The organism is Streptomyces sp. NPDC033177, from assembly GCF_055577715.1.
Window position 1 is genome coordinate 431,119 of record NZ_JBVIPS010000001.1, and the last position, 22,952, is coordinate 454,070.

18 protein-coding genes are annotated in these 22,952 nt (G+C 67.0%); 8 read left to right on the forward strand and 10 right to left on the reverse strand.

All coding sequences use genetic code 11. From position 1 onward, the window contains the following. Positions 1–28: 28 nt before the first annotated feature. The 6 genes from ACZ5U5_RS01985 to ACZ5U5_RS02010 are packed head-to-tail and all read left to right on the forward strand — an operon-like array spanning position 29 to position 12,395. A complete protein-coding gene (locus tag ACZ5U5_RS01985; protein WP_469015064.1) occupies positions 29–3,271 on the forward strand; it encodes a non-ribosomal peptide synthetase in 3,243 nt (1,080 codons plus the stop codon). Further along, on the forward strand, positions 3,264–9,266 hold the full coding sequence (locus tag ACZ5U5_RS01990) for a beta-ketoacyl synthase N-terminal-like domain-containing protein (protein ID WP_469015066.1): 6,003 nt from the start codon (positions 3,264–3,266) through the stop codon (positions 9,264–9,266). The genes ACZ5U5_RS01985 and ACZ5U5_RS01990 overlap by 8 nt, the downstream gene beginning before the upstream one ends. A 2-nt stretch (positions 9,267–9,268) precedes the next feature. Then, positions 9,269–10,222 carry an ABC transporter ATP-binding protein gene (locus ACZ5U5_RS01995; protein ID WP_469015067.1) on the forward strand — a complete coding sequence of 318 codons (954 nt, stop codon included), beginning with the start codon at positions 9,269–9,271 and terminating at the stop codon, positions 10,220–10,222. Continuing rightward, positions 10,209–10,940 carry an ABC transporter permease gene (locus ACZ5U5_RS02000; protein WP_469015069.1) on the forward strand — a complete coding sequence of 244 codons (732 nt, stop codon included), beginning with the start codon at positions 10,209–10,211 and terminating at the stop codon, positions 10,938–10,940. Before ACZ5U5_RS01995 ends, ACZ5U5_RS02000 begins: the two co-directional genes overlap by 14 nt. Positions 10,941–10,960: 20 nt before the next feature. Then, positions 10,961–11,716 (forward strand): thioesterase II family protein, encoded by a 756-nt coding sequence (locus tag ACZ5U5_RS02005; protein ID WP_469015071.1) that lies wholly within the window; start codon positions 10,961–10,963, stop codon positions 11,714–11,716. A gap of 4 nt (positions 11,717–11,720) precedes the next feature. Beyond that, on the forward strand, positions 11,721–12,395 hold the full coding sequence (locus ACZ5U5_RS02010; protein ID WP_469015073.1) for a 4'-phosphopantetheinyl transferase family protein: 675 nt from the start codon (positions 11,721–11,723) through the stop codon (positions 12,393–12,395). Between the two features lie 76 nt (positions 12,396–12,471). Here ACZ5U5_RS02010 and ACZ5U5_RS02015 read toward each other — a convergent pair whose 3' ends face one another. After that, positions 12,472–12,930 carry an iron chaperone gene (locus tag ACZ5U5_RS02015; RefSeq protein WP_469015074.1) on the reverse strand — a complete coding sequence of 153 codons (459 nt, stop codon included), beginning with the start codon at positions 12,928–12,930 and terminating at the stop codon, positions 12,472–12,474. An 83-nt stretch (positions 12,931–13,013) separates the two neighbouring features. Beyond that, the gene (locus ACZ5U5_RS02020; protein WP_469015076.1) at positions 13,014–13,469 is read right to left on the reverse strand and encodes a carboxymuconolactone decarboxylase family protein; all 456 of its coding nucleotides are present in this window, start codon (positions 13,467–13,469) and stop codon (positions 13,014–13,016) included. Positions 13,470–13,645: 176 nt separating this feature from the next. Here ACZ5U5_RS02020 and ACZ5U5_RS02025 point away from each other — a divergent pair, with 176 nt between their 5' ends. Then, entirely contained in the window at positions 13,646–16,081 is a 2,436-nt protein-coding gene (locus ACZ5U5_RS02025; protein ID WP_469015077.1) for an ATP-binding protein, read from the forward strand. A gap of 54 nt (positions 16,082–16,135) precedes the next feature. Here the strand turns inward: ACZ5U5_RS02025 and ACZ5U5_RS02030 are convergent, their stop codons facing one another. The 8 genes from ACZ5U5_RS02030 to ACZ5U5_RS02065 form a co-directional block, all read right to left on the reverse strand. Next, complete coding sequence (locus tag ACZ5U5_RS02030) at positions 16,136–16,927, reverse strand: AAA family ATPase (protein WP_469015080.1); 792 nt, start codon at positions 16,925–16,927, stop codon at positions 16,136–16,138. 67 nt (positions 16,928–16,994) lie between these two features. After that, entirely contained in the window at positions 16,995–17,699 is a 705-nt protein-coding gene (gene fabG / locus ACZ5U5_RS02035; protein WP_469015082.1) for a 3-oxoacyl-ACP reductase FabG, read from the reverse strand. Continuing rightward, positions 17,699–17,872 (reverse strand): hypothetical protein, encoded by a 174-nt coding sequence (locus ACZ5U5_RS02040; RefSeq protein WP_469015084.1) that lies wholly within the window; start codon positions 17,870–17,872, stop codon positions 17,699–17,701. Before ACZ5U5_RS02040 ends, fabG begins: the two co-directional genes overlap by 1 nt. A 5-nt stretch (positions 17,873–17,877) precedes the next feature. After that, complete coding sequence (locus tag ACZ5U5_RS02045) at positions 17,878–18,378, reverse strand: hypothetical protein (RefSeq protein WP_469015087.1); 501 nt, start codon at positions 18,376–18,378, stop codon at positions 17,878–17,880. A 166-nt stretch (positions 18,379–18,544) separates the two neighbouring features. Beyond that, the gene (locus tag ACZ5U5_RS02050; RefSeq protein WP_469015088.1) at positions 18,545–19,576 is read right to left on the reverse strand and encodes an AvrD family protein; all 1,032 of its coding nucleotides are present in this window, start codon (positions 19,574–19,576) and stop codon (positions 18,545–18,547) included. A gap of 198 nt (positions 19,577–19,774) precedes the next feature. Continuing rightward, positions 19,775–20,260, reverse strand: a complete 486-nt coding sequence (locus ACZ5U5_RS02055; RefSeq protein WP_469015091.1) for a MarR family winged helix-turn-helix transcriptional regulator — start codon at positions 20,258–20,260, stop codon at positions 19,775–19,777. 245 nt (positions 20,261–20,505) lie between these two features. Continuing rightward, positions 20,506–22,164, reverse strand: coding sequence for an MFS transporter (locus ACZ5U5_RS02060; protein WP_469015093.1), 1,659 nt, complete (start codon positions 22,162–22,164; stop codon positions 20,506–20,508). A 156-nt stretch (positions 22,165–22,320) separates the two neighbouring features. Then, positions 22,321–22,743 (reverse strand): secondary thiamine-phosphate synthase enzyme YjbQ, encoded by a 423-nt coding sequence (locus ACZ5U5_RS02065; protein WP_469015095.1) that lies wholly within the window; start codon positions 22,741–22,743, stop codon positions 22,321–22,323. Positions 22,744–22,844: 101 nt separating this feature from the next. Between ACZ5U5_RS02065 and ACZ5U5_RS02070 the strand changes: the two genes are divergently transcribed. Further along, positions 22,845–22,928 carry a putative leader peptide gene (locus ACZ5U5_RS02070; protein ID WP_349817350.1) on the forward strand — a complete coding sequence of 28 codons (84 nt, stop codon included), beginning with the start codon at positions 22,845–22,847 and terminating at the stop codon, positions 22,926–22,928. Positions 22,929–22,952 lie beyond the last annotated feature (24 nt).

A 22,952-nucleotide genomic window follows, 5' to 3' on the forward strand; every position in this document is an offset into this window, starting at 1 on the left:
TGAAAACCCGGACAGAGAGAGCCCTCTCATGGTGGACAAAGACAATATCGAGTCGATATCGGGCCTGGCCGCGATGCAGAAGGGGATGTTCTTCAATTACGCGATCGACACGGAATCCGACGCCTACGTCGAGCAGTTCGACTTCAGCGGCACCGGCGAGCTGAACGCAGACCGCATGCGAGCGGCGCTCGCCGCCCTTTCGCGGCACTACAGCGTCTTACGCTCCGTCCTCTCCTTCCGGAACACGGACGACCCGTACCAGGTGGTCCTCAAGGAGTGGGCACCCGAATTCGCTCGTGTGGACTGTGCCGGGAGCCCCGACACCGACGAGGCCGTCACCGCCTTCAAAGCGGCCGATCGCACCCGGGGTTTCGACCTGACCAAGGATGTCCTCCTGCGGGCGACCCTGATCGATACCGGCGAGAAGCAATGGCACTTGGTCTTCACCTTCCACCACATCATTCTGGACGGATGGTCGCTGGGACCGCTGTTCAAGACCTTGTTCGGCTACTACGACGAACTCGTCCGGACAGGATCGGTCCAGCAGCGGCACGAGGCCCGCCCGTACAGCGACTACATCGGGTGGTACGAGCGGCAACGCAGCGAGGACGCCCACCGGTACTGGGCGGACGAGCTCGACGGTTACGAGAAGCCGGCCGTGCTGCCCACGAGCCGCGGCGCCGACGGATACCACGGCGCCACTCACCGGTTCACGCTTCCCGGCGATCTGCACGACGGGTTGAAGCGGTTCGCGCAGCAGAACCAGGTGACGCAGAGCGCCGTGTTCCAAGCGGCCTGGGGCATCGTCCTGCAGAAATTCAACTACACCGACGATGTCGTGTTCGGCAGTGTGGTGTCGGGCCGGGGTGTCGACGTGGACGGCGTCGAGGACATGGTCGGCCTGTTCGTGAACACGCAGCCGGTTCGCGTGACGGCCCAGGAGGACACCGATTTCATCGGCCTGTGCAGGAGCGTGCAGGACGCGTACCGCCGGGCGAGTCCTTACCAGTACTACCCGCTCTACGAGATCCAGGGCGTCACACAGCTGAAGAATGACCTGCTGAATCATGTTCTCGCCTTCGAGAACTACCCGCTGTCGGAACAGTTGCAGAAATTCAGCACCGACGAAGAGGGCTTCCGCCTCGATGGCGTCGAGGTGTTCGAACGGACCGACTACGACTTCCACGTCGTGGTCAATCCCGGGCCGGACTTCGCCGTGACGTTCACGTACAACGCGAACGTGCACTCATCCGCTCTCATGGCAACGCTGGAGGACTGCCTGATCCGCGTCTTGACGGCAGGGGTCGACGATCCGCATATCCCGGTCAGGCGGATCGGGGCCCGGGATCACGACATCCACCGCGGTCCGGCCGGGACCGTCCCGCAAACGGCACCTTCGATCTCCTTGGATTCGTCTGTCGTCGACGTCTTCGACGGAATCGTCCGGACCCACGGTGACAAGACCGCCGTCGTGTGGCAGGGCAAGGAGTACTCCTACCGGACGATCGACTGCTGGTCCGACGCTGTCGCCTGGAAGTTGAAGAGCCTCGGTGTCGGCCCGGGCGTGGGTGTCGGCGTGCTGACCGACCGGCGTCCGGAGCTGCTCGTGGCGATGCTCGGCCTGCTGAAGAACGGAGACCACTACCTCCCGATCGACACGAAGGACGCGACCCCGAGGATCGACGACGTTCTCTCCGATGCAGGTGTGCAACACCTGTGCACGGTGGCGGAGTTCGCAGAGAAGGTGCCTGAGCGGGCCGAGATCGTTCTTGTCGACGAGCCCGCCGAGGACGTGGCGGAGTTTCCCCGGTACACGGGCACGAGCGACGCCGCCGCGTACTTGATGTACACCTCCGGCTCCACCGGCCGGCCCAAAGGCTGCTACATCACGCACCGGAACATCCTGAGTCTCTTCGCCGACCAGACGTTCTTCGACTTCAGCGACGAGCTGGTCCTCATGATGACCAGTTCGCCCGCCTTCGACGCCTGCACCTTCGAGATCTGGGGCTCGCTGCTCTTCGGGGGGACTCTGGTCCTGCCCGATGAGGTCGACGTCCTCGACGGCGGCCGCATGCACGACATGATCAGCCGGCACCAGGTGCGCGGCATCTGGCTCACGGCGCCTTTGTTCCACCAGCTGAGCGATCGCGATCCGGAGATCTTCGCCCCTCTTGAGCACCTCATCGTCGGCGGCAGCGTGCTCTCGGTGCCTCATCTGACCAAGGTGCTGAACGCGTGCCCGGGTCTGCGGATCACCAACGGCTACGGGCCCACCGAGAACACGGTGTTCTCGACGACCCACACCATCCGCACCGAAGACCTGCGCAGGGATCGGATCCCCATCGGGCGTGCACTGAACCATGCGACGGCGTACGTACTCGACAACGGCCTCAATCCCCTGCCACCTGGGGCGATCGGTGAACTCTGCCTCGGTGGGGAAGGCGTGTCCGCCGGATACCACAGCCGGCCGGAGCTGAATCGCGAGAAGTTCATCGCGGTTCCCCACCTGCCCGGTGAACGCCTCTACCGATCGGGCGACCTGGTCCGTGAGTTGCCGGACGGAAACTTGGACTACATCGGGCGCACGGACGACCAGGTCAAGATCAGTGGCTTCCGCGTCGAGTTGGGCGAGGTGCAGAGCATCCTGAAGTCGGTCGATCAGATCGACGACGCCGTCGTGATCGCGGTCGACAAGAACGGATCAAAAAGCCTTCACGGGTACTACCTCGCAGCAGGAGCGCTCTCGCCCGACACCGTTCGGGAAGCGCTGGCCGCCCAGGTGGCCGGGTACATGATTCCCTCCCTGTTGGTGCGGCTCGACGCGTTTCCCCTCAACAAGAACGGAAAGGTCGACCGTCACGGGCTGGAGGCGTACCGGGCGGAACCCGACGCAGGCCACCAGATGCCGGACCGGCGTCACCTGTCCGGCATGGAACGGGTCCTGCTCGACGTCGTGACAGGCGTCCTCCCCGAGGTGGACATCGACACCGAACGCAACTTCTTCGACCTCGGGATGAACTCCCTCAACCTGGTGGCCATCAGCAACCGGTTGCGCAAGGAACTGGGCCGCGACGTACCGCTCACGCTCTTCTTCGAGTACACGTCCATCGTGTCACTGGCCGCCCACCTCGAACCCACGCGCAAGGAAGAAGAAGCGCTGCCCGACACCTCATCGACCGAAGACCGGGAGGAGGAGCAGGCAGCCGCAAGCGCCGGCCACCTGCTGCGTCAACTCGGCGACGCGTGGGAAGGGGAGGCCGACAGTGTCTGAGGGCAAGCACATCGAGCGTCAGTACACGGGGCTTGAGCTGGCCGTCATCGGCATGGCAGGGCGGTTCCCGGCGGCCGAGAACCTCGACGACTTCTGGACCCATCTCGTCGAGGGAGTCGAGGGGATCTCCCGTTTCACCGACGACGAGTTGCTCGAGGCGGGCGTGTTCCCAGAGGAGCTCGCGCACGAGAACTACGTGCGGGCCAAGGGCGTGTTCCCGAACCTCGAGTTCTTCGACGCGCCGTTCTTCCACTACACGCCTGCCGATGCGGCGACGCTGGACCCTCAGGTCCGCGCACTGCACGAGGAGGTGTATCACGCCCTCGAGGACGCCGGTTATTCGGCGGACGGGCGGAGCGAACCCATCGGTCTCTTCCTCGGGGCGACCAACAACCTCCCCTGGGAGGCGCACACCCTGCGCACATCCATCGCGCGGTCAGGCGTGGCGTTCACCGATCTGCAACTGGGCGACAAGGACTTCACCGCCACGAGGATCGCCTACGCCCTCGGTCTCAAGGGGCCGGCGCTCTCCGTCCACACCGCGTGTTCGACCTCACTGATGGCCATTGACATGGCGTGCCGCTATCTCTGGACCGGGGCCTGCCATATCGCGGTGGCCGGCGGCAGCGGCCTGACCCTGCCGCACAAACGCGGCTATCTCCACCAGGAGAACATGGTCTATTCGCCGGACGGCTCCTGCAGGGCGTTCGACAAGGACGCCGCCGGCATCGTGGAAGGCAACGGCGCCGGTGTCGTGGTCCTCAAGCGCCTGGAGACCGCGCTTCGGGACGGGGACCGCGTCTACGCGGTGGTCAAAGGCTCGGCGGCGAACAACGACGGCAACCGCAAGATCGGCTACACGGCGCCCAGCATCGAAGGACAGGCCGAAGTCATCCGCAAGGCCCACCGTGTCGCGAACGTCACCCCTGCCGAGGTGTCGTATGTCGAGACCCACGGGACCGGCACCGCGCTCGGGGACCCCGTCGAAGTCGAAGCGCTGCGCAAGGCGTTCGGCCCCGGGGCCCCGGGAACGGTCGGTCTTGGTTCGCTGAAGCCGAGCATCGGGCATCTGGACACCGCCGCGGGCGTTGCCTCGCTCATCAAGGCCTGCAAGATCCTCGAGAGCCGTACGGTCCCGCGGAGTCTGCACTTCGGCGAGTTGAATCCGAACATCAGCCTGGACGGCAGTCCCTTCTACGTCGTGGCACAGAGGGAAGCGCTGCGCCGCAAGTCTTCGCAGGGTCAGGATTCCTTGCCGGTGCACGTGGGCGTCAGCGCGTTCGGGATCGGTGGGAGCAACGCCCATGTCGTCCTCGGAGAGGCACCCGTTGTCGCTCCCTCTTCGGCTGGGCGCGAGTACAACACATTTGCCGTCTCGGCATCCTCCGCGGACGCACTCGGGCGCATCAAGCAGAACTTCGTCGCCCATCTCGCCGCACATCCGGACGTGAACGGTGCCGACCTGGCCTGGACCCTCCAGAACCGCCAACGGCAGCTCGCCTACCGCTACGCGGTGGAGTTCCGGGACGCCGACCAGTTACGCGAACGTCTGCAGGAGTCGTTGGAGACGAACGAGGAGCCTGTGCGGCTCGGGAAGAACACCCGGAGGGAGGTCCACTTCCTCTTCAGCGGAACAGGCTCTCAGCACATCCGCATGGCGCGCGACCTCTACGCGACCGAGGAGTCCTTCCGGGGCCATCTCGACACGTGCTTCTCCATCAGCGAGGCGGCGGGCAACGCGGTGCCTCGCGAGGTCTTCTTCGGCGATTCCGTCGCGGCTGAGAAGCAGCTGAACTCCATGGAGACAGCGCAGGTCATCCTGTTCATGCTCGAGTACTCCCTGGCGCAGACGCTGATCGGATGGGGAGTGACGCCCCAGGGAATGGTCGGGCACAGCACCGGTGAACTGGCTGCCGCTTGCGTGTCCGGAGTGTTCTCGCTGGAGGACGGAATACGCCTCATGGAGGCCCGGGGCAGCCTCATCAAGGCGACGCCCGAAGGCGCGGTGACGTCGGTGCAGGCACCCGAGGACGTCGTCCGGTCGATGCTGACGGACGAGTTGACGGTCGCCGCGGTCAACAGCCCGGCGGACTGCACGGTCTCCGGGTCGCCGGCGGACGTCGCGGAGTTCGAGCGGCGCTGTGCGGAGCGGGGCATGCATGTCACCCGCGTCCAGGATCTCGCTCATGCCGCCCATTCCCGGTACATGGACAGCGTGCTCGACGCGTTCCGCGAAGTCGCCGAACAAGTGACCTTCCACGCACCGAAGATCCCGTACGTGTCGAATGTGACCGGTACGTGGATCACCGCGGACCAGGCCACGGATCCGGGTTACTACTGCGCGCACATCCGTCGGACGGTGCAGTTCAAGCGCGGCGTCGAGACGGTGCTCGCACGCGGCGACGCCGTCTTCGTCGAGGTCGGCCCGGGCAAGTCGTTGTCGTCCTTCGTACGGAACATCGGACGCGGCACGGGTGTCACCTCCGTCAACCTGCTGCGGCACCGGATGGAGGAGATCGGGGATCACGAGCACCTGGCGCGCGTCGTCAAGAAGCTCTGGCAGGCGGGAGTCGCCCTCGACTGGAAGGCGTTCCACCGCGGGCGCGATCCCCGCAAACTACACCTCCCGCTCTACCCGTTCGACAAGATCGAGTACCCGGTCGATGTCGACGAGTTCCATCGGATGCTCTCCGGCCTCGGCGACGCGGGAACACAGACGGCGACGGTTCAGCCGGGCCGTGCGGTCGTCACGGGCCCGGGGCCCGTCGCCGGCGGATCCTTGCCCGCACTCCGCCTGGCCTGGTCCCGGACCCTGCTTCCCCACTCCCTCGGGAAGGAGAAGGGGCGGGTGCTTGTCGTCTTCACCGACGACGCCCCGACGGTCCGACGCGTCCTGGCGGCCATCCCGCACTGGCGAGCGCTGTACGTCACCTTCGGCCAGGAGTACCGATTTCACGGGCAGTCGGGTGCCGTCATACGCGCGAGCCACGAAGGTGACCTGAAGCGGCTCGTCGGTGACTTGGAGGATCATGCACTCGCCGGTGACGCGTTTGTCGTCCACCGCGAGAACTACGCGTCGCTGACCCGGCTCGTGCGGGATCTCTCCGCGGTCGTGCCCGAGATGAGGGAACCGTGCGTGAGGGATCTGCTCGTGCTGGACACCGCGGACTTCCTGCGGAACAGGGTCGACTTCCTGCCCCGGCTCCTCGGCCTGAACTACGAGTTCCCCGGCGTGCGGGTGCGGGCCCTGCGGTGTGACGCGTCGATCACGGCCGGCGGGGAGCGGGCCGCATGGAGCGACTGCCTGCAGAAGGAACTGGAGGCGGAACGGCCTGACGAGACGGCAGTTCGCTACGCGGGCAGCAGGCGGTTCGCTCCGACGATGGTTCCCCTCCACGGCGACCGGCATCCGGCAGGGGGCCGGGCCGGGCGGACGGCGATCCTGTGCCACTCAGGCGATGTCGACCAGGTGCTCGGGGACATGGCTGACGGGCTCCCCAGGCGCATCATCGACGTCGTGCCCTTCGGGCTTGACGGGAAGGTCTCATCGGCTCGCGTGAACGCCGGAGGCGGACGCGTCACGGTACTGCCGACCGTGACGGGACCAACGTGGGGCGCGGTGGCCAGTGCGCTGGCCGGGCAGGTACGCGAACTTCCCGCGATCGACGAGATCGTCGTGTGGGACACGCCGGTCCGGGGCGCCACAAGTACCGGCGTGGACGCGGCCGGCATCGTCGCACGGCGCACGCTCGTCGACCGGCTCCGGGAAGCAGGACAGGAGCGGGGCATCCCCTGTCACGTCCTTTCCCGACCGAGGCTCGACCAGCACGGTTGGGACGCCGACGTCACCCGCTGGTTCGCCGAGAACGAGCTGATCGACATGGAAACAGGCGTGACGCGGCTCTACTCGTTCGCCCGTGTCACGGACGGTGATTGGTCGGTTCTGCAGCTGCTCTCGCAGCTGAACGGGTCCGGTATCCGCACGGCTTATCACGGGCTGGACATCCTGACGGTCCCGGCAGCGGACAGGCCGGGCACGTCGGAGGTCGCCCTCGCACCCGATGACGAACGGCACGCCGTCACCGCACTGATGGAGAGGGAACTGACCAACCTGCTCGGGTTCGACGGAATCGACACACGCGAGGACATCTTCGACCTCGGACTCGATTCGGTCAGGCTGGTGCGGTTCATCAGCATCCTGGAGCAGCAGGGCTACCCGGTCCTCGCAAGCGATGTCCACAATCACCCGACCGTCGACGGCCTGGTGAGATTCATCAGCCGGCCGGCGAACCGCGTCAACGAGGAAGCCGACTCGTGGGAGAGCATCGCTGCGCTGCTGGCGGCACGCCTGCACACGACCTGCAGCTTCCAGGAATTCCGAACGGGATCTGCAGACGATCCCCTGGTCATCCTTTTCGTCGGCGGGTTGAACGATGAACTCCGGCGGAGGGTCATCCGCGAGATCAGCGATCTCCGGTTGCCCGACGCGTTCGTACCGCACCACATTCTTTCCGGCACGGCGGAAGAGGGCTTCCTGACCAACCGCACGTTCGAGTCGCTGGGGATCAACGACGGCCCGACGCACCCCGAAGGTGGCCTCGCATCAGCCTTCGACGAGATCGACCGGTGCCAGCAAGAGCTGCGGAATCTGATCGGCTCTCAGCCGGTGAAATGGACCTACCCTCTCAGTGGGATGCAGAAGCATCACTTCGCCGGCGAAGCCCGACTTCAGCTCTACCTGATCCAGCTTCGTGAGTTGATCGACGTCGATGTGCTTCAGCGGGCATTGTGCGACGTCGTCGGACGCCACGGGCTCATGCGGAGTTTCCTGTCCCGGTCGTTCGGTCGGCTGCGGTGGAAGGAATTCGAGGCGCCCACGACGATCGCGTTGCCGCGGATCGATCTGTCCGCCCTGGAGCCGCGGCGGCAGGAGGAGTGGCGTGCGGAGCTGGTCAATCGCGAGTGGAGCCTGGACTCCGAGATCGTCGACAAGCCCATGTACGAGGTCGTGCTCATGAAGTACAACGAAAAGGCCTACGACCTCCTTTTCCGGTTCGACCACTCGGTCTTCGACGCGGCCTCCGGCCAGACCTTCCGCACCGACCTGCTGAGGAGGTACCAGGAACTGTCGGCCGGAACCAGCCGGGCGATGCCCGCAGCGAAGAGTTACCGGCATCTGCAGGGACAGCTCTTCAAGGACCCCGTGGACATCACCGCGGACGAGATCATAGAGAAGTTCGAACTTGGGAAGTACGTCCGCTGCGCCAAGGCCATCCAGGAGAAGTCCGCCCGCTACGCGAACGGCCGGATCCACCAGATCCGCTACTCCGTCGAGCTGAGCAAACTCCGAGGGGACAGCGACTCGGACGGCGGCGCGGACCCAGAACCGTTCTCGCTGGCCCTGCACCTGTATGCCCGCGTCGTCGCCCGCCTGATGAAGGTGGACGAGGTGGCGGCCGCGCTCGTCGTCCGGTCGCGGGTCTTCGAGGACAAGGACTACTCCGATGTCATGGGGATGTCCCTGGACAGCCTGCCTGTGGTGATATCCGCGGAGCACAACGCCCACACCTTTCTCGCGGAGACCATCGGGGCGAAGATCCGCATGCTGAACAAGAACAACATCAGCTTTCCCGATCTCGTCCACGATCTTCGTTCTCTCGTCAGGTATCGGAAGGTGCTCGCGGCGACGAAAGAGGTCATGAACCGTTCGCTCCGGCCGCCGTGCGTGTTCAACTTCGCCGGTACTTTGGAGAAGGAGTATGACGCGATCTGGGAGATGACGCTTGAGCAATTGACCGACGACCACGGCAAGTTGGACTACGCCGACTGCTATTGCGTGTCGAAGACCGGAAACGGAAGGCTGGACCTGGTCATCCTGTGCAAGTGGGTGGAGGAGCCCGACGACATCATCAGGATCCTGGACGAAGAGGTCGAACACCTGACGCGAGGTGTCGCCGTCAGTGCTGCGTCTCCGCGTATCGATGAGAAAGGTTGACCATGGCAGTAATCGAAATTGAGAACGTGACAAAGATCTTCAAATCCAGGGGTGGCCAGACCGTCGCCAACGACGACATCAGTCTTCGCGTCAACGAAGGTGACGTATTCGGCCTGTTCGGCCACAACGGAGCCGGCAAGACGACGATCGTGAACCAGATGCTGGGCTTACTGGTGCCCGATTCGGGCTCGATCGTCATTGCGGGCGAGGACATCGTGAAGAACCGCAGCCGGGGCCGCTATCTGTGCTCCGTCCAGCCACAGTCCAAGACGCCGCTCGGCGAGCTGACCCCTCGTAACGCCACGCGTCTCATGGGCAAGCTCCGCGGTGCGACCAACCGCGAGGTGGAGGAGGGCACGACGCAGCTGTTCGAGCGGCTCAACATCACGCAATGGGCCGATGTGCCGGGGAACAGGCTCTCCGGAGGCATCCTGCGGCTTACGGGCTTCTGCATGGCTGCCATCCGGCCGGGCCGGGCGGTGATTCTCGACGAGCCGACGAACGACGTGGATCCCGTGCGCCGACGTCATCTGTGGAGCGCGATCCGCGATCTGACGCGTGACGGCACCGCCGTGGTGCTGGTGACACACAGCATCGCGGAGGCTGAGAACGCGGTCGACGAAGTCGCCGTGCTGGACAAGGGCAAGGTGCTGATCCAAGGGAACGCGAGCAAGATCAAGGCAGAGACCTCCGGGAACCGGATGAAACTGAAGGCGATCGCGTCAGCGGACGAGAACACACTCGGCCGGCCGGCCTGGGCCCACAGCGTCAAGGTCGAGGACGCGGAGTTGACCCTCGTGTTCGACCGCGAGTTCGCCTCCGATGTACTGCGCTGGGCGGCGGATTGCCACGAACACGGAAAGCTCGGTGAGTACTTCATCAGCGAGGTCACGCTCGAAGACACCTACATCGAACTCGTCGGCAAGGCGGAAGCGGTTGAAGATGCAACTCGCTAATGAAGTCAAGTACGTCGTCGAACTCCAGGCCAAGAAGATGGGTAGTTACCTGGTCGTCTTCACCGTGCTCATGGTCGTCATCGCCCTGGGCGTGTGCATCGGGTTCTCCTACCTGATGGCGTCGCCGGACCAGAAGGACCTGCTGTATCTCGCCACCGGCGCCCCGACGATCGTGCTGATCCTCACCGCGCTCGTGATGTTGCCCTTCCAGAACGCCGGCGCGAAAATGGCCGGCTACATCGACTTCGTGAAGTCGCTCCCCGTCAGCCGGAAGTCGTTCCTGATCGCCGATGTCGGCATCTGGGCGTTGATTACGGTCCCGGGCATCGCGATCTCGATAGCCGTGGCGCACCTGATCTTCGAGCCCGGTTACAACGTGCCGTGGACGATCCTTCCCGTCTTCGTCCTCATGGTGGCGGCGTGCTTCGGCATCGGATACGGCTACTCCTTCCTCCTGCCGGCGGAGGCGACCATGGCGGTGTCGCAGTTGATCGGCTTCTCGGCACTGATGTTCTCGCCGATCAACTTCCCGATCGACCGCATGCCCGAATGGCTCCAGTTCGTGCATGAGCTGCTGCCCATCTACCACATGGCCGAAGTCATGAGGGCCTCGCTGGCGCACACGACGTTCGAGGCAGGGGCAGTGAGCTATGTCGTCCTGGGGGTGTGGTCGGTCCTCGGATTCTTCGGCGCCGCTCGAGCTCTCGAGAAGGCTTGAGGAGATCCCTGGTGGGTGCCATGAGGAAGATCCCGCTCGTATGCTTCCCCCATGCAGGCGCGGGCGAGCTGTATTACAGCAGGTGGAAATACGCATTCCAGGACGGAATCGATCTGCATATCGTTCGGTACCCGCTCCGCGAGCGCAAGATGAACACCCCGATGCCGACGTCCGCCTCGGAGCTGGCAAGGGAGGTCTTCACGGAGTGCCTCGACGTGTTCCGCGGACCGTATGCCATCTGGGGACACAGCATGGGAAGCATCATCGGCTACGAGGTGGCCAAGCTGTGCCAGGAGCGGCTGGACAACGCACCGCTGGTGTACTTCAGCTCCGCCTCGTCAGCACCGTGTGAGGCCCGCTTCAAGAAGGTGAAAGCCCTCGATACCGCTGAGGGCTTCAATGAAGTGCTGCTGCGTTACGGCGGGTTCAGTGAGGAACTTCTGCGGGATGCGACGTTCATGAAGTACTTCGGGCCCACCATAGAGGCCGATCTACGACTGATGGGGAGCTACGAGGACGACACCTTCGAGAAGCTACGGTGCCCCGTCGTACTCATGGAGGGGCGGGGCGACACGGTCACCACCGATGCGTGGGCGCGCTACACCGATCACCCGTTGCACGTCACGGAGTTCGACGGTGGACACTTCTTCCTGGAAGAGTACCGTGCCGAAATGGCTTCGCTGATGGGGTCCAAGATGCAGCTGCTGTGGCAGATGCACGACGCGTCGGTCGATCGAGGTGATCCCGACCACCGGCTGATGCACGAGCGACGGTGACGAGATGTCGGCGGTCGTGGCCTTTGACATCGACAGGCTGCCGGTCGTCGACATGGACCGCTTCCGGCAAGCCGTGCCGGCCGAGCGGCGAGCGCGCGCGGCAATGTTCCACTTCGTCGAGGACCAGAAGCGCTGTCTGACAGCAGGGGTCCTCTTGCGCTACGCGCTGGTCAGGAAACACGGCTTACCGGTCCGTGATCTGGCCATGGCGATAAATGAGTTCGGAAAGCCGTTCCTCCTTGAGTGCGCCGAAGTGCATTTCAACTTGGCGCACTCAGGCAACTGGGCCGTATGCGCCACGAGCACCTCAGAGATCGGGGTAGATATCGAGCACGCCGGTGCGGGCGCCGTCGACATTTCCCACCGGTTCGCGCCGGACGAGCATTCCTACGTCTCAGCGGCACCGGACGGTGAACGGCCACGACGCTTGGTCCAGATCTGGACACTCAAGGAGAGCTACGTGAAGTACCTCGGACGAGGCCTCACCGTGCCGTTGGATTCTTTCAGCGTGTCGGCGCTGGATCGACGTCCAAGAGTTCTTCGGGGCCAACTGGACACTCGCCCCTATCTCAAGCAGGTCACTCACGACAGCGACTACTACATCGCCGAATGCTGCGGGGACGACAGCAGGCTCATTGTTGAGGAGCCTACGCTGGAGGAACTTCTCGCCGTGTGCTGAAGGGGCCCGGCGGGATCAGAGGGCAGGAGCGTCAGCTGCAGCTCCGCCGTCATGCCGCCGGAGCCCACGGCCCTCCTCAGCTCACCGCGTTCCGCACCAGCGCCGCGATCCTCGCCTCACCCTCGGCGGTCAGCTCCGTCAAGGCGTACGAGGCCGGCCACATGGCGCCCTCGTCGAGGCCCGCCTTGTCGCTGAAGCCGAACGTCGCGTACCTCGCGCTGAACTTCTGCGCGCTCTGGAAGAAGCAGACGACCTTGCCGTCCTTGGCGTAGGAGGGCATCCCGTACCAGAGCTTCGGCGACAGCTCCGGCACGTTCTCCTTGATCACGGCGTGGATCCGCTCGGCCATGACACGGTCCGAATCCTGCATCTCGGCGATCTTCGCGACCACGGCGGCCTCCTCCTCCGCGGCTTTGTCGGCGCGCGACCCGCGGCGTGCGGACGCCTTGAGCTCCTGGGCGCGGGCCTTCATCGCGCCGCGCTCCTCGTCCGTGAATCCGTCGAACTTCGCAGCGGAAGCAGCGGTAGCAGTCATGGCAGGTGTCCTTACGTAGATAGGTGAGTGGGGAGCGGAGGTTGCCAAGAGAGGCCGCCGCGGCGGCTTCTCCCGGTGGCAGGTCAGCCCCAGGCTCCCGCGATCTGGCGGGTCGTGGCGTTGAGGCGGTTGAACAGGTTGGTGACACCGGTCATGAGGACGAGCGCGGCCAGCTGCTTCTCGTCGAAGTGGGTGGCGGCGGCGTCCCACACCTCGTCGCTCACCGCGTCGGCGCGGTCGGCGAGGCGCGTCGCGGCCTCGGCCAGCTCCAGTGCGGCCCGCTCCGGCTCGGTGAAGTACGGGGCCTCGCGCCAGGCGGCGACCGCCGCGAGCCGCTCGTCGCTGACGCCCGCCTTGCGGGCCGACTTGGCGCCGCCGTCGACGCAGGCGCTGCAGCCGTTGATCTGGCTGACCCGCAGGTGCACCAGCTCCAGGGTCTGTGCCTCCACCCCTCCGGAGTGCACGGCCTTGAAGAGGGCCTGGATGGCCGGCATGGCGTCGGACAGGACGACAGCGGGGTTCTGCATACGGGACTGCATCGCGGTGTGCTCCTTCTTCCGGGTCGGCCCCGTTCCCTCGGGGCGTGACTCCATATCAGCGGGAACCGCTCGCCACGACCACGGCGGTGGGACACCGTGGGACAGCTGAAACACCCTTGAGCAGCGACGACGTGGCCCGGTAGGTTTCTGGCGACACGGGACACGGGGGGTATCTGGTGGATGAGCCGCAACGCACGGCGAAGACGGATCCGCAGAACGAACTGGCGGCGCGGCTACGCCTGATCCAGGAACTGTCAGGACTCGGCGTACGGGCTCTCGCGCGCGACGCGGGCCTCAGTTCCTCGTCGCTGTCCCGCTACCTCAGCGGCCAGACCCTGCCGCCGTGGCCCGCGGTGGTGGCGCTCTGCCGTCTCGTCAAGCGCGACCCCCGCCCCCTGCGCCCCCTGTGGGAACGCTCCTCCAACCCCCTCCCCGCGCCCCCGAAGTCCAGCCGCCAGGGCAGACCGAGGCCCCGCAACGACCTGCCGCGCGACGCACCCGACTTCACCGGCCGCGAGGATCAACTCGCGGCCGTGCTCGACGCGGTGGGCAGCCACCGGGTGGTCGCCCTCGACGGCATGGCGGGGGTCGGCAAGACCTGTCTGGCGATACACGCCGCGCACCGGCTGGCCGCCGACTACCCGGACGCGCAGCTCTACGTGGATCTGCACGGGTTCACCGAGGGCCGGGAGCCGCTCGACCCCGACTCCGCGCTGCGGATGCTGCTCGGCGCGCTCGATGTGCCTTCCGAGAAGGTGCCCCGCGAGGGCGTGGAGCAACTGGCCGCCTGCTGGCGGTCCGAGCTGGCCGACCGGCGGGTCGTCGTGGTGATCGACAATGCCGCCGACGCCGACCAGGTCCGCCCGCTGCTGCCGGGCGCCGGTCCGTCCGTGGCCCTGATCACCAGCCGCAACCGGCTAATCGGCCTGGACGAGGTGCCGCCGGTTTCGCTCGACGTGCTGAGCCGACGGGAGAGCGCGGAGCTCCTTGCCCGGGCCAGCGGCGACCCGAGCGGTCCCGAGGGGCGGCTCGCCCGCGAGCCGGAGTCCGCCGCCGAGGTGCTGCGGCTGTGCGGCCACCTGCCGTTGGCGCTGCGTCTTGCCGCGGCCCGGCTGAGGCACCGGCCCGGCTGGACCGTGGGCGTCCTGGTCGAGCGGATGGCCGAGGGAGCGAGCGAGTTCGACACCGCTTTCGCCATGTCCGTACGGCAGTTGGACCGAGCCCAGGCCCGCCTGTTCCGGATGCTCGGCCTGCTGCCAGGAGGTTCCTTCGACGAGTACCTGGCGGCGTCCCTGGCGGACGTGCCGCTGAACAGCGCGCGGGCGATGCTGGAGGACCTGGTCGACGCGCACCTCGTACAGGAGTCGACGGCGGGCCGCTACCGCCTGCACGACCTGGTGCACCAGCACGCGCGACGGGCCGGGGAGGAGCAGGACTCACCGGCCGAACGGCAGCGGGCCCTCGGCCGCTTCCTCGACTACTACGTGCACGCTGCGGCGGCCGCCGATGCCGCGATGCCGTTCCTGTCCCCCGGCCGGGCACCCTCGGCGGGCCGGTCTCCGGCCGCCCTGCGCCAATTCCCGGACAAGCACGCGGCGTTCGCCTGGCTCGTCGCGGAGTACGAGAACCTGGTGGCCGCCTTCGAGACGGCGGCCGCCGTCGGTGCCGACGCGCACGTGTGCGAGCTGCCGCGTTTCCTGCGGGCGTACTTCGCGCGGCGGTGCGGCACCACGCATCTCAACGTTCTCTTCGAGCGGGCGCTGGCCGCCGCCGAGCGCCTCGGCGATCCGCTCCAACTGGCCGACGCCCACAGCGATCTGGGCTTCGCCCGCTACAACGCGGGCCGTATGGCGGAGGCCGCCGCGTCGTACGAGGCGGCGTCTCAGGCGGGGGGCCCGGGGTCGGAGGCAGAGCTGACCCTGCGGCGCGGCTACCTGAAGTGGGACGAGGGGTTCGTCGAAGAGCCCCTCGAACTCTTCCGGCAGGCAGGGAAGTTGTACGAGCAGGCCGACTGCCCGACGGGCAGGGCCGCCGCGGCGGCGTCCGAGGCCTGGGCGATGCTGCAACTGGGACACCGCGAGGAGGCGGCGCAGCGGGCCCGGGAGGTCCTGGACACCCCCCATGCGGACCCCGCGTCGCCGCCCGCGCTGACGGCCCGGATCACCCTCGGCGTGGCCATCGCCGACGAGGAGCCCGACGAGGCGTCGCAGCACCTGTATCAGGCGCTGGCGCATGCCCGCGAGGACGGGCACCTGCACAACGAGGCGTGGTGTCTCAACTGCCTGGGTGTCGCGCTCCGGCACATGGGCCGCCACGAAGAGGCGCTGGCCAGCCACCGGAAGGCGTTCGCGCTGCTCGACGAGCTCTTCGAGGAGCACTGGAAGATCCATTTCCTCAATGGCTACGCAGAGACCTGTCGCCTCGCGGGCCTGCCCGAAGAGGCTCTGCGCCTGCACCGCCAGGCTCTCGAACTCGCCCCGCGACTGGGCTTCCGCACCGAGGAAGCACTGGCCCACGAGGGCATCGCCACCATCCTCGACACAACGGACCCCACCACGGCAGCCGAACACCGCGCGGCAGGCCAGGCGGTCCTGGAGGAGCTCACCGCGTGAGGTGGCCGGACCCGCTTCCGGTGGGCGGCCGGAGCCGCCCACCGGAAGGTGCGGTCAGAAACGCACCGCGTAAGCAGCCCGTCGGCGCAAGGACTTGGTTCGCTGGGCTTCGTGGAAGCGGGCGTCCTGTTCCAGGATCTCGGTGGCCTGACGCACCTTCTCCCCGGCTCGTTCGATCGCTTCGTCGAGCGGCATCACCAGGGGCAGTTCGAAGATCTCGACGATCCTCTCCACGCGTTCACGGACACTGCCGCCCACCACGTGGTACGGGATCTCCAGCTCCTCCAGGGTCTCGATCAGCAGGTCGTCGGACATCTGGCGGAACTTCTCGGAGACCGGCCGGTGGCCGTCCGCCTTCATCTCGAACTCGACCGGCAGGTGCACATAGGCGTCGTAGATCCGCTTGGCACGCGCCTTGGCGACCGCGCCGTAGGCGTCCATGTACTGGCGGTAGAACCGCTTGACCGGGAGTCCGGCCATGTTCTTCACCGCCCGCAGGAACAGGTTCGCCCCGGGATTGATGCCGACCCGCATGCGGGCCTCGCCGTAGATCCACTCGTGGATCACGGAGCCGTCCGAGATGAACGGCCCCTCGCCCGCCTCGTGGTGGATCCGCTCCTCGAGCCGGCGTAATCCCAGCATCGTCAGTTCCATTGCGCTGAGCTCCTGGACCTGCTTGCCCGGAACGAGGTCGACGAGGATCTCCCGCGACGTCATCGCGTGCGTGCGCGGGATGCCCGTGGCCATCGACAGCGTCTCGGTGGTGGTGCTCTTGCCGCTGGAGTACGTCCCGGAGATCGCCAGGTGCAGACCGGTGTGTGAGGTGGGGGTGCGTGTGTTCCCCATGGTGTGTTCTCTTCCCGTGGTGGATGGCCCGGCCGGAGCCGGGTGTGGGTGATGTGGTCAGCCGTGGTCAGCCGCCCAGGCCCAGGCCTCCGCTGACCGGCAGGACCGCTCCCGTGACGAAGCGGCCTGATTCGCCGGTGAGGTAACGCACGGCGGCGGCGACGTCGGCCGCCTCCCCGACACGGCCGAGCGGAGTGATGGACAGCAGGTGTTCGCGGCGGTCGTCGGTGATCGCGCGGCTCATGTCCGTGTCGATCAGGCCCGGCGCGACGATGTTGACCGTGATGTTCCGCGGGCCGAGCTCCCAGGCCAGGGAGCGGGCCATGCCGAGCATCCCTGCCTTGGCTGCCGCGTAGTTGACCTGGCCGGGCGCTCCGTACGCGAACGTCATGGAGGACATCAGCACGATCCGGCCCCAGCGGGCCCGGACCATGCCGCGCACGGCACGTCGCACCGTACGGAACGCGCCGTGCAGGTTGACGTCGATGACGTCCGTGAAGTCCTGCTCGTCCATGCGCAGGAGCAGGGTGTCCCGGGTGATGCCCGCGTTGACGACGAGCACTTCGACCGGCCCGTGCACGGCCTCCGCCTCCTTGAAGGCGGCATCGATGCTCTGGGTGTCCGTCATCTCCGCGCGGACACCGAACAGTCCATCGGGCGGTGCGGTGTCCCGGTGGGTGACGGCGACCCGGTCACCGTCGGCCGCCAGGGCGGTGGCCACGGCGAGCCCTATGCCGCGGTTGCCGCCGGTGACCATGACCGAGCGACCCATCAGTGGCTCCCCGGGGTGGTGGCGTCTTGCACCCGACGAGTCCGCTGGGCCTGCCGACGGCGGAGTTCCGCCGCACGTCGGCCGGTGAGCGCCAGGTTCCGGGTGGCTGTCGTGACGATCAGGAGGCCGATCTCCCCCAGGCTGAGGTGCTCGTCCCTCACGTGCTCGTTCATCGGGATCACCTCGCCGAGCCGGTCGCCGCCACGCAGTACCGCGACGCGTCGGCGAACAGGTGCTCGACGGCTGCCGCGAGGCGGTCGGCCGTCAGGGCGTGGGGCAGCAGCCGCCGGGCGAAGCGCGGGTTCAGCGGTGATCCGCCACACGCTTCCTCGGTCATCAGCGGCGGCAGGAACGCCATCGGTGTACGGGCCAGTTCGGCGTCGGTCTGCGCGAGGAAGCGTGTCGCACGCTCCCTGTGTGCCTCGGGCAGCCAGTCGAGGAACGGCAAGCCGACCTCGACGACCTCGTCGTCCGCGGCCCCCTGGAAGCCGATGTCCCTCTGGTCCCGCAGCAGTTGACGGGGCGCGGCCCGCCACTCCTCGCGCAGCATGGGTACGCGGCATCGGGCCTCGTCCAGCAGGACGAGCAGCGGCCGTTGCCCGTCCAGGTGTTCGCGCACCTCGGTGCGCTGCTTCTCGTCCGGCCATAAGGCCGTCGGTGTCCAGTGCCTGGGTCCCATCCCGCGAGCGTGCTCTTCCCAGAGCAGGCGGGCCGGCCCTTCGAGCACGACGAGCACGTCTCCTAATCGGAGCGTGGGTGTACAGCGCATGATCTCTTTCCCCCGTTGTGTTTCTTGCGTTTCTTGCATTTCGTACGTGCCTTGTCCTTTGCGCCTGCCAGCGCGGCTACGCGGCGACGGCGGGCAGACGATGCGCCAGCCAGCAGCGGCCGTCGATCCCCGCGAAGTCGTCGACGGCCAGTTCCGCGGTGCGCCAGCGGGCGTCGCCCATGGACAGGAGCCGGGAGCTCGCGGTGCGCACGGTCGGCGTGAAGCTCTGCCCCAGGGGGCGCACCGGCGTGTCCGCGCTGATGACGAAGCGCCGCATCCAGAGCGTGTCGGTGCTGCCGCGGGACAGCCCGTCCTGTGCGTAGAGCAGGACCTGGGCCAGCTGGGCCACGCCCACGAGCGCGTCGACCAGGGAGACAGACGGCCCGTAAGCCGCTTCCGCCCCGCAGGTGTGCGCGTCCCCCCAGGTATGCGCGCCCTCGTCCGTGGCGACGACGCGCTGCAGCCCCTGGATCTCCTGCCGGTCGAGGTCGACGCGGACCTGCTCGGCGTACTGGTCGCGCTGCTTGTAGCCCACCCCGTAGTGGCGGGCTCGCGCCGGTCCGAGCGCCTGCTTCTCGTCGTCGTACGTGGCCGGGGTCCCCGCCCGGCTGCCCTGTTCGTGCACGAGTGTGCAGCGCACCTTCAGGCTCCCGACGCGGCAGTCGAACGTACTGGCCAGCGTGGCGTGTTCACCGGTCGGACCGTCGACGGCGACCAGCCTGCCGCGCACGGGAAAGTCCGCGAGGTCCTCGTGCGGCGAGCTGCCGGCCCGTACGTCCGCGCTGCGCAGCCAGATCCTGCGCCGCTCGGCGGCGCCGAGCCCAAAGGCCCGGCCGAGGTGCGTCTCCGCCAGGTTCGCGGCAAGCACCAGCGCGTCGATGCTGCTCAGATGCGGTCGCAGCTCACCGGCGCCCGATTTACGGGACCAGTCGCGCGGATAGGTGAGCGTGCCGCGGGCGGTGACCTGTGCACCCGGGTCGGCGGAGCCATCGGTGGTGATGCCCTTGAGGCCTTGGGTGACGCGTTTGTATCCGCTTCCGAAAAAGCGGGAGCTGCCGGGCCCGAGGCAACTCTCCAGAGATCCGTATACTAATTCCTTGTTGCTCATTCCCCGTTTACCTTCCCCCGTGTCGCGAGTCACGTGACCCGGACAGAAAAAACACTATCCGGCACATCAAGGGGAATGCAATTAGTCAAGGTAATCTGTGACGGCCTCCACAGATCGACCCAAAGTAAACCTCAAATAGGGATTCTTTAACTCCAGTTGCGCCGCAGAATTCGCAGAATTCCGGCGGACATCCGGAGATCACTCGCAGGCGATCACGCGCGGCCAGCGGTCGGCCAGCAGATCACCGAGCAGGGACCGCAGCCGTTCGCGATCCTGCGTGGGCACGGCGGAGAGAAAGTCCTGCTCCACGGCGTCGACGGCGCGCCCCGCGCGCTCGAGCGCCTCACGGCCGTCGTCGGTGAGGCGCAGGATGTAGCGCCTGCGGTCCGACGGGTTGCGCCGCCGCTCCACATGGCCGGCCCGCTCCATCTCGTCGATCAGGGCCACCATGGTCGTCGGATCGAGGTGGAGGAGTCTGCTCAGATCCTGCTGAGACAGGCTCAGATCACTTTCCAGCGCCGCGAGAACATAGAAATAGCGCAGGCGCATGCCCTGCGCCATGAGCGCCTTCTCCGCGTCCTCCATCAGGATCGATCCTGCTTTGTTCAGCAGATAGCCGGTCCTGCGGACGAGGGGAAAGTCGAGCCCGGCGGGTTGCGCCGGAATGGGCGTCGCCTCAGTCATCCGGGCCGCTCCCCTTTGCTGCTGACATCTCGGTGAAGGGACCGGACCAGGGGACGATGTTTCTCGGTCATGCCGCTATCTCTCGGTCATGCCGAACATCCACTGTGCCGATCGTCGATCACATCAAGAGTACTGGCGCCGACACCGGCCTCCAAGGGCCGGTGTCACGCAGGGTGCCGCGTGTGATCGGGGCGGGTAGCCCGGCCGTCTCCGACCGGGTTACCCATCTCCCCCGACCCGGTGGCTCACCCGTCTCCCCCGGCATGAACGGACTGGGCCACGACCGGCGCTTCGGCGCTCTCCCCCTCCAAGAGCCCCTGCGTCTCGGCTGCGTGCACGACAGTCCGGCTGCTCTGCACCTCCACGGTCTCGCCCCTGGCGCTTTCGTGCAGGTCACGCGTACGGATGAAGGCGAAGCCCACCACCGCACCGACGGCGGCGACGAGCGCGCACACGAACATCACATCCGTCAGCCCGTCCACAAAGGCGGCGCGGGCCGCCGCTTCGAGCGCGGGGGCCGTGCCCGAGGGCGCACGACCGACGGCTTCCGCGCCGCCGCCCGCCGCCACGGCCTCCCCGAACTCGTGCGCGGACGACCCCAGTTGCCGCCCCGCTTCGGACTGCGTGAAGAGGTCGGTCACCCTGCCCTGGAACGCCGCGCCGAATCCCGCGATGCCGATGGCGACGCCCACTTGCTGGAACGTCTCGTTGATCCCCGAGGCCATGCCCGCCTTGGACGGTTCCGCGACGGCGATGGACAGCGAGGCGCGCGGCGGATTGAAGAGACCCATGCCCAGGCCGATTCCGAACATGCTCGGCAGCAGCGCGGTCCAGGAGGTGCCCGGACCGGTGAGCGCGACCAGGAAGAGCCCGGCCGCGATGAGTGCGAGGGAGGTTCCCATCAGCAGCCTCTGCGGCACCCGGGTGGTCAGCGACCCGGAGATCGCGGCCGCCACGAAGAGCGTCCCGGTCAGCGGAAGGAACCGCAGGCCGGTCTCCCACGGCGAGTACGCGAGGACGTTCTGCACGTACGACACCAGGAGGAAGATCGCGGACATGGTCGCGGCGGCACAGAGCAGCGTCACCACCGACACCCCGTTGAACGTCCTGTTCCTGAACAACGACAGCTGGAACATGGCCCGTTCACCCCGTCGCCGCTCCACTGCACCGAACATCCCGAGCAGCAGCACAGCGACCACGAACATGCCGACGATGGGCGGGCTGCCCCAGCCTTCGGCCTCCCCTCGCAGCAGCGCCAACACCAACAGGGTCAGCGCGCCGGTGAACAGCACCATCCCCCACCAGTCCACCGCCGGGGCCGACTCCGCCCGGGACTCGCGCATCCTCAGCGCGCTCACGGCCATGGCGAGCAGCCCGACCGGCACGTTCACCAGGAAGATCCAGCGCCAGCTCAGCCCGTCGGTGAGCGCGCCGCCGATGAGCGGGCCGAAGGCGATGGACAGCCCGACCACTCCCCCGAAGATGCCGAAGGCCTTGCCCCGGTCCTTGCCCTGGTACTCCTGGCCGATCAGCGCGGGGCCGACGGCGAACAGGACCGCGCCCCCCAGCCCCTGGACCCCGCGGGCCACGGACAGGACGACGGCGTCGTTCGCCAGGCCGCAGGCGAGCGAGGCCACCAGGAACACGACGAAGCCGATGTTGAAGACGCGCTTGCGCCCCAGGCGGTCGGCCAGTGATCCGGCTGTCAGCAGCACGGCGGCGAGACCGAGGGCGTACGCGTCGAGCACCCATTGGAGCGAGGTGAAACTCGCGTCGAACGCATCCCGGATGTCGGGCAGCGCCACATTCACCACGGTCAGGTCGAGCAGCAGCATGAACGTGGCCACACACACCACGGCCAGGGTCCACCCCCGCCCGCCCACCGAAGTCGTTCGTCCGGACATCATTCCCCCGAGATCTAAATGATCTACTTCTCAAATCATCGATGTTTCCAACGATTTGAAAAGCTACGAAGGCCCCGGAAAGGTGTCAACGGAGCCTTCGGATCCCGGCCATGATCCGGCCGCAAACCGGCCGGAAACCGCTGGGGCCCTTGACCTTCACCCCAGGAACGACAACCGCACCTCGCGACGAGGGTTGTCCCGGTTGGTGTCCACCAGGCACACCGACTGCCACGTCCCCAGCTCAAGGCGGCCTCCCACCACCGGCAACGTCGCGTGCGGCGGCACCAGGGCAGGCAGGACGTGGTCGCGGCCGTGGCCGGGGCTGCCGTGACGGTGCTGCCAGCGGTCGTCGGCGGGGAGCAGGGTGTGCAGCGCGGCGAGCAAGTCGTCGTCGCTGCCCGCGCCAGTCTCCAGGATCGCCACCCCGGCGGTCGCGTGGGGCACGAAGACGTTGAGCAGACCGTCGCGGCCGGCCGCCGCCTCACTCAGGAAACCCTCGATGTCGCCGGTGAGGTCGAAGACCTTCTCGGACGACCCGGTCGTGACGTTCAGGATACGTGTGGTGAAAACATCGGACATGGGTCCATCCTCCCTCAGGGATCACCCTTTCGCTGATCTGCGGCGTCCGCCTTTCGAGACGGCATTGACCGTACGCGGACGACCTGGCTACGTTCTGCGGCATGTTGCGTTCAGCCCTGCTCACCACGCGCGGTCACATCGACCTGCTGCGGGTGGCCTCCGCCGCGTGTCGTCGCGGCTGCTGACGCCTTCTCACCTCTCTTCTTCCC

Excerpts from the sequence above, each read along its gene's own strand:
- ACZ5U5_RS02060 (WP_469015093.1), bottom strand. The coding sequence starts at position 22,164 with ATGTCCGGACGAACGACTTCGGTGGGCGGGCGGGGGTGGACCCTGGCC.
- ACZ5U5_RS02020 (WP_469015076.1), bottom strand. The coding sequence starts at position 13,469 with ATGCAGTCCCGTATGCAGAACCCCGCTGTCGTCCTGTCCGACGCCATG.
- ACZ5U5_RS02045 (WP_469015087.1), bottom strand. The coding sequence starts at position 18,378 with ATGGGACCCAGGCACTGGACACCGACGGCCTTATGGCCGGACGAGAAG.
- ACZ5U5_RS02005 (WP_469015071.1), top strand. The coding sequence starts at position 10,961 with ATGAGGAAGATCCCGCTCGTATGCTTCCCCCATGCAGGCGCGGGCGAG.
- ACZ5U5_RS02055 (WP_469015091.1), bottom strand. The coding sequence starts at position 20,260 with ATGACTGAGGCGACGCCCATTCCGGCGCAACCCGCCGGGCTCGACTTT.
- ACZ5U5_RS02040 (WP_469015084.1), bottom strand. The coding sequence starts at position 17,872 with ATGAACGAGCACGTGAGGGACGAGCACCTCAGCCTGGGGGAGATCGGC.
- ACZ5U5_RS02050 (WP_469015088.1), bottom strand. The coding sequence starts at position 19,576 with ATGAGCAACAAGGAATTAGTATACGGATCTCTGGAGAGTTGCCTCGGG.
- ACZ5U5_RS02015 (WP_469015074.1), bottom strand. The coding sequence starts at position 12,930 with ATGACTGCTACCGCTGCTTCCGCTGCGAAGTTCGACGGATTCACGGAC.
- ACZ5U5_RS02010 (WP_469015073.1), top strand. The coding sequence starts at position 11,721 with ATGTCGGCGGTCGTGGCCTTTGACATCGACAGGCTGCCGGTCGTCGAC.
- ACZ5U5_RS01985 (WP_469015064.1), top strand. The coding sequence starts at position 29 with ATGGTGGACAAAGACAATATCGAGTCGATATCGGGCCTGGCCGCGATG.
- ACZ5U5_RS02070 (WP_349817350.1), top strand. The coding sequence starts at position 22,845 with ATGTTGCGTTCAGCCCTGCTCACCACGCGCGGTCACATCGACCTGCTG.
- ACZ5U5_RS02030 (WP_469015080.1), bottom strand. The coding sequence starts at position 16,927 with ATGGGGAACACACGCACCCCCACCTCACACACCGGTCTGCACCTGGCG.
- ACZ5U5_RS02000 (WP_469015069.1), top strand. The coding sequence starts at position 10,209 with ATGCAACTCGCTAATGAAGTCAAGTACGTCGTCGAACTCCAGGCCAAG.
- ACZ5U5_RS01995 (WP_469015067.1), top strand. The coding sequence starts at position 9,269 with ATGGCAGTAATCGAAATTGAGAACGTGACAAAGATCTTCAAATCCAGG.
- ACZ5U5_RS02065 (WP_469015095.1), bottom strand. The coding sequence starts at position 22,743 with ATGTCCGATGTTTTCACCACACGTATCCTGAACGTCACGACCGGGTCG.
- fabG (WP_469015082.1), bottom strand. The coding sequence starts at position 17,699 with ATGGGTCGCTCGGTCATGGTCACCGGCGGCAACCGCGGCATAGGGCTC.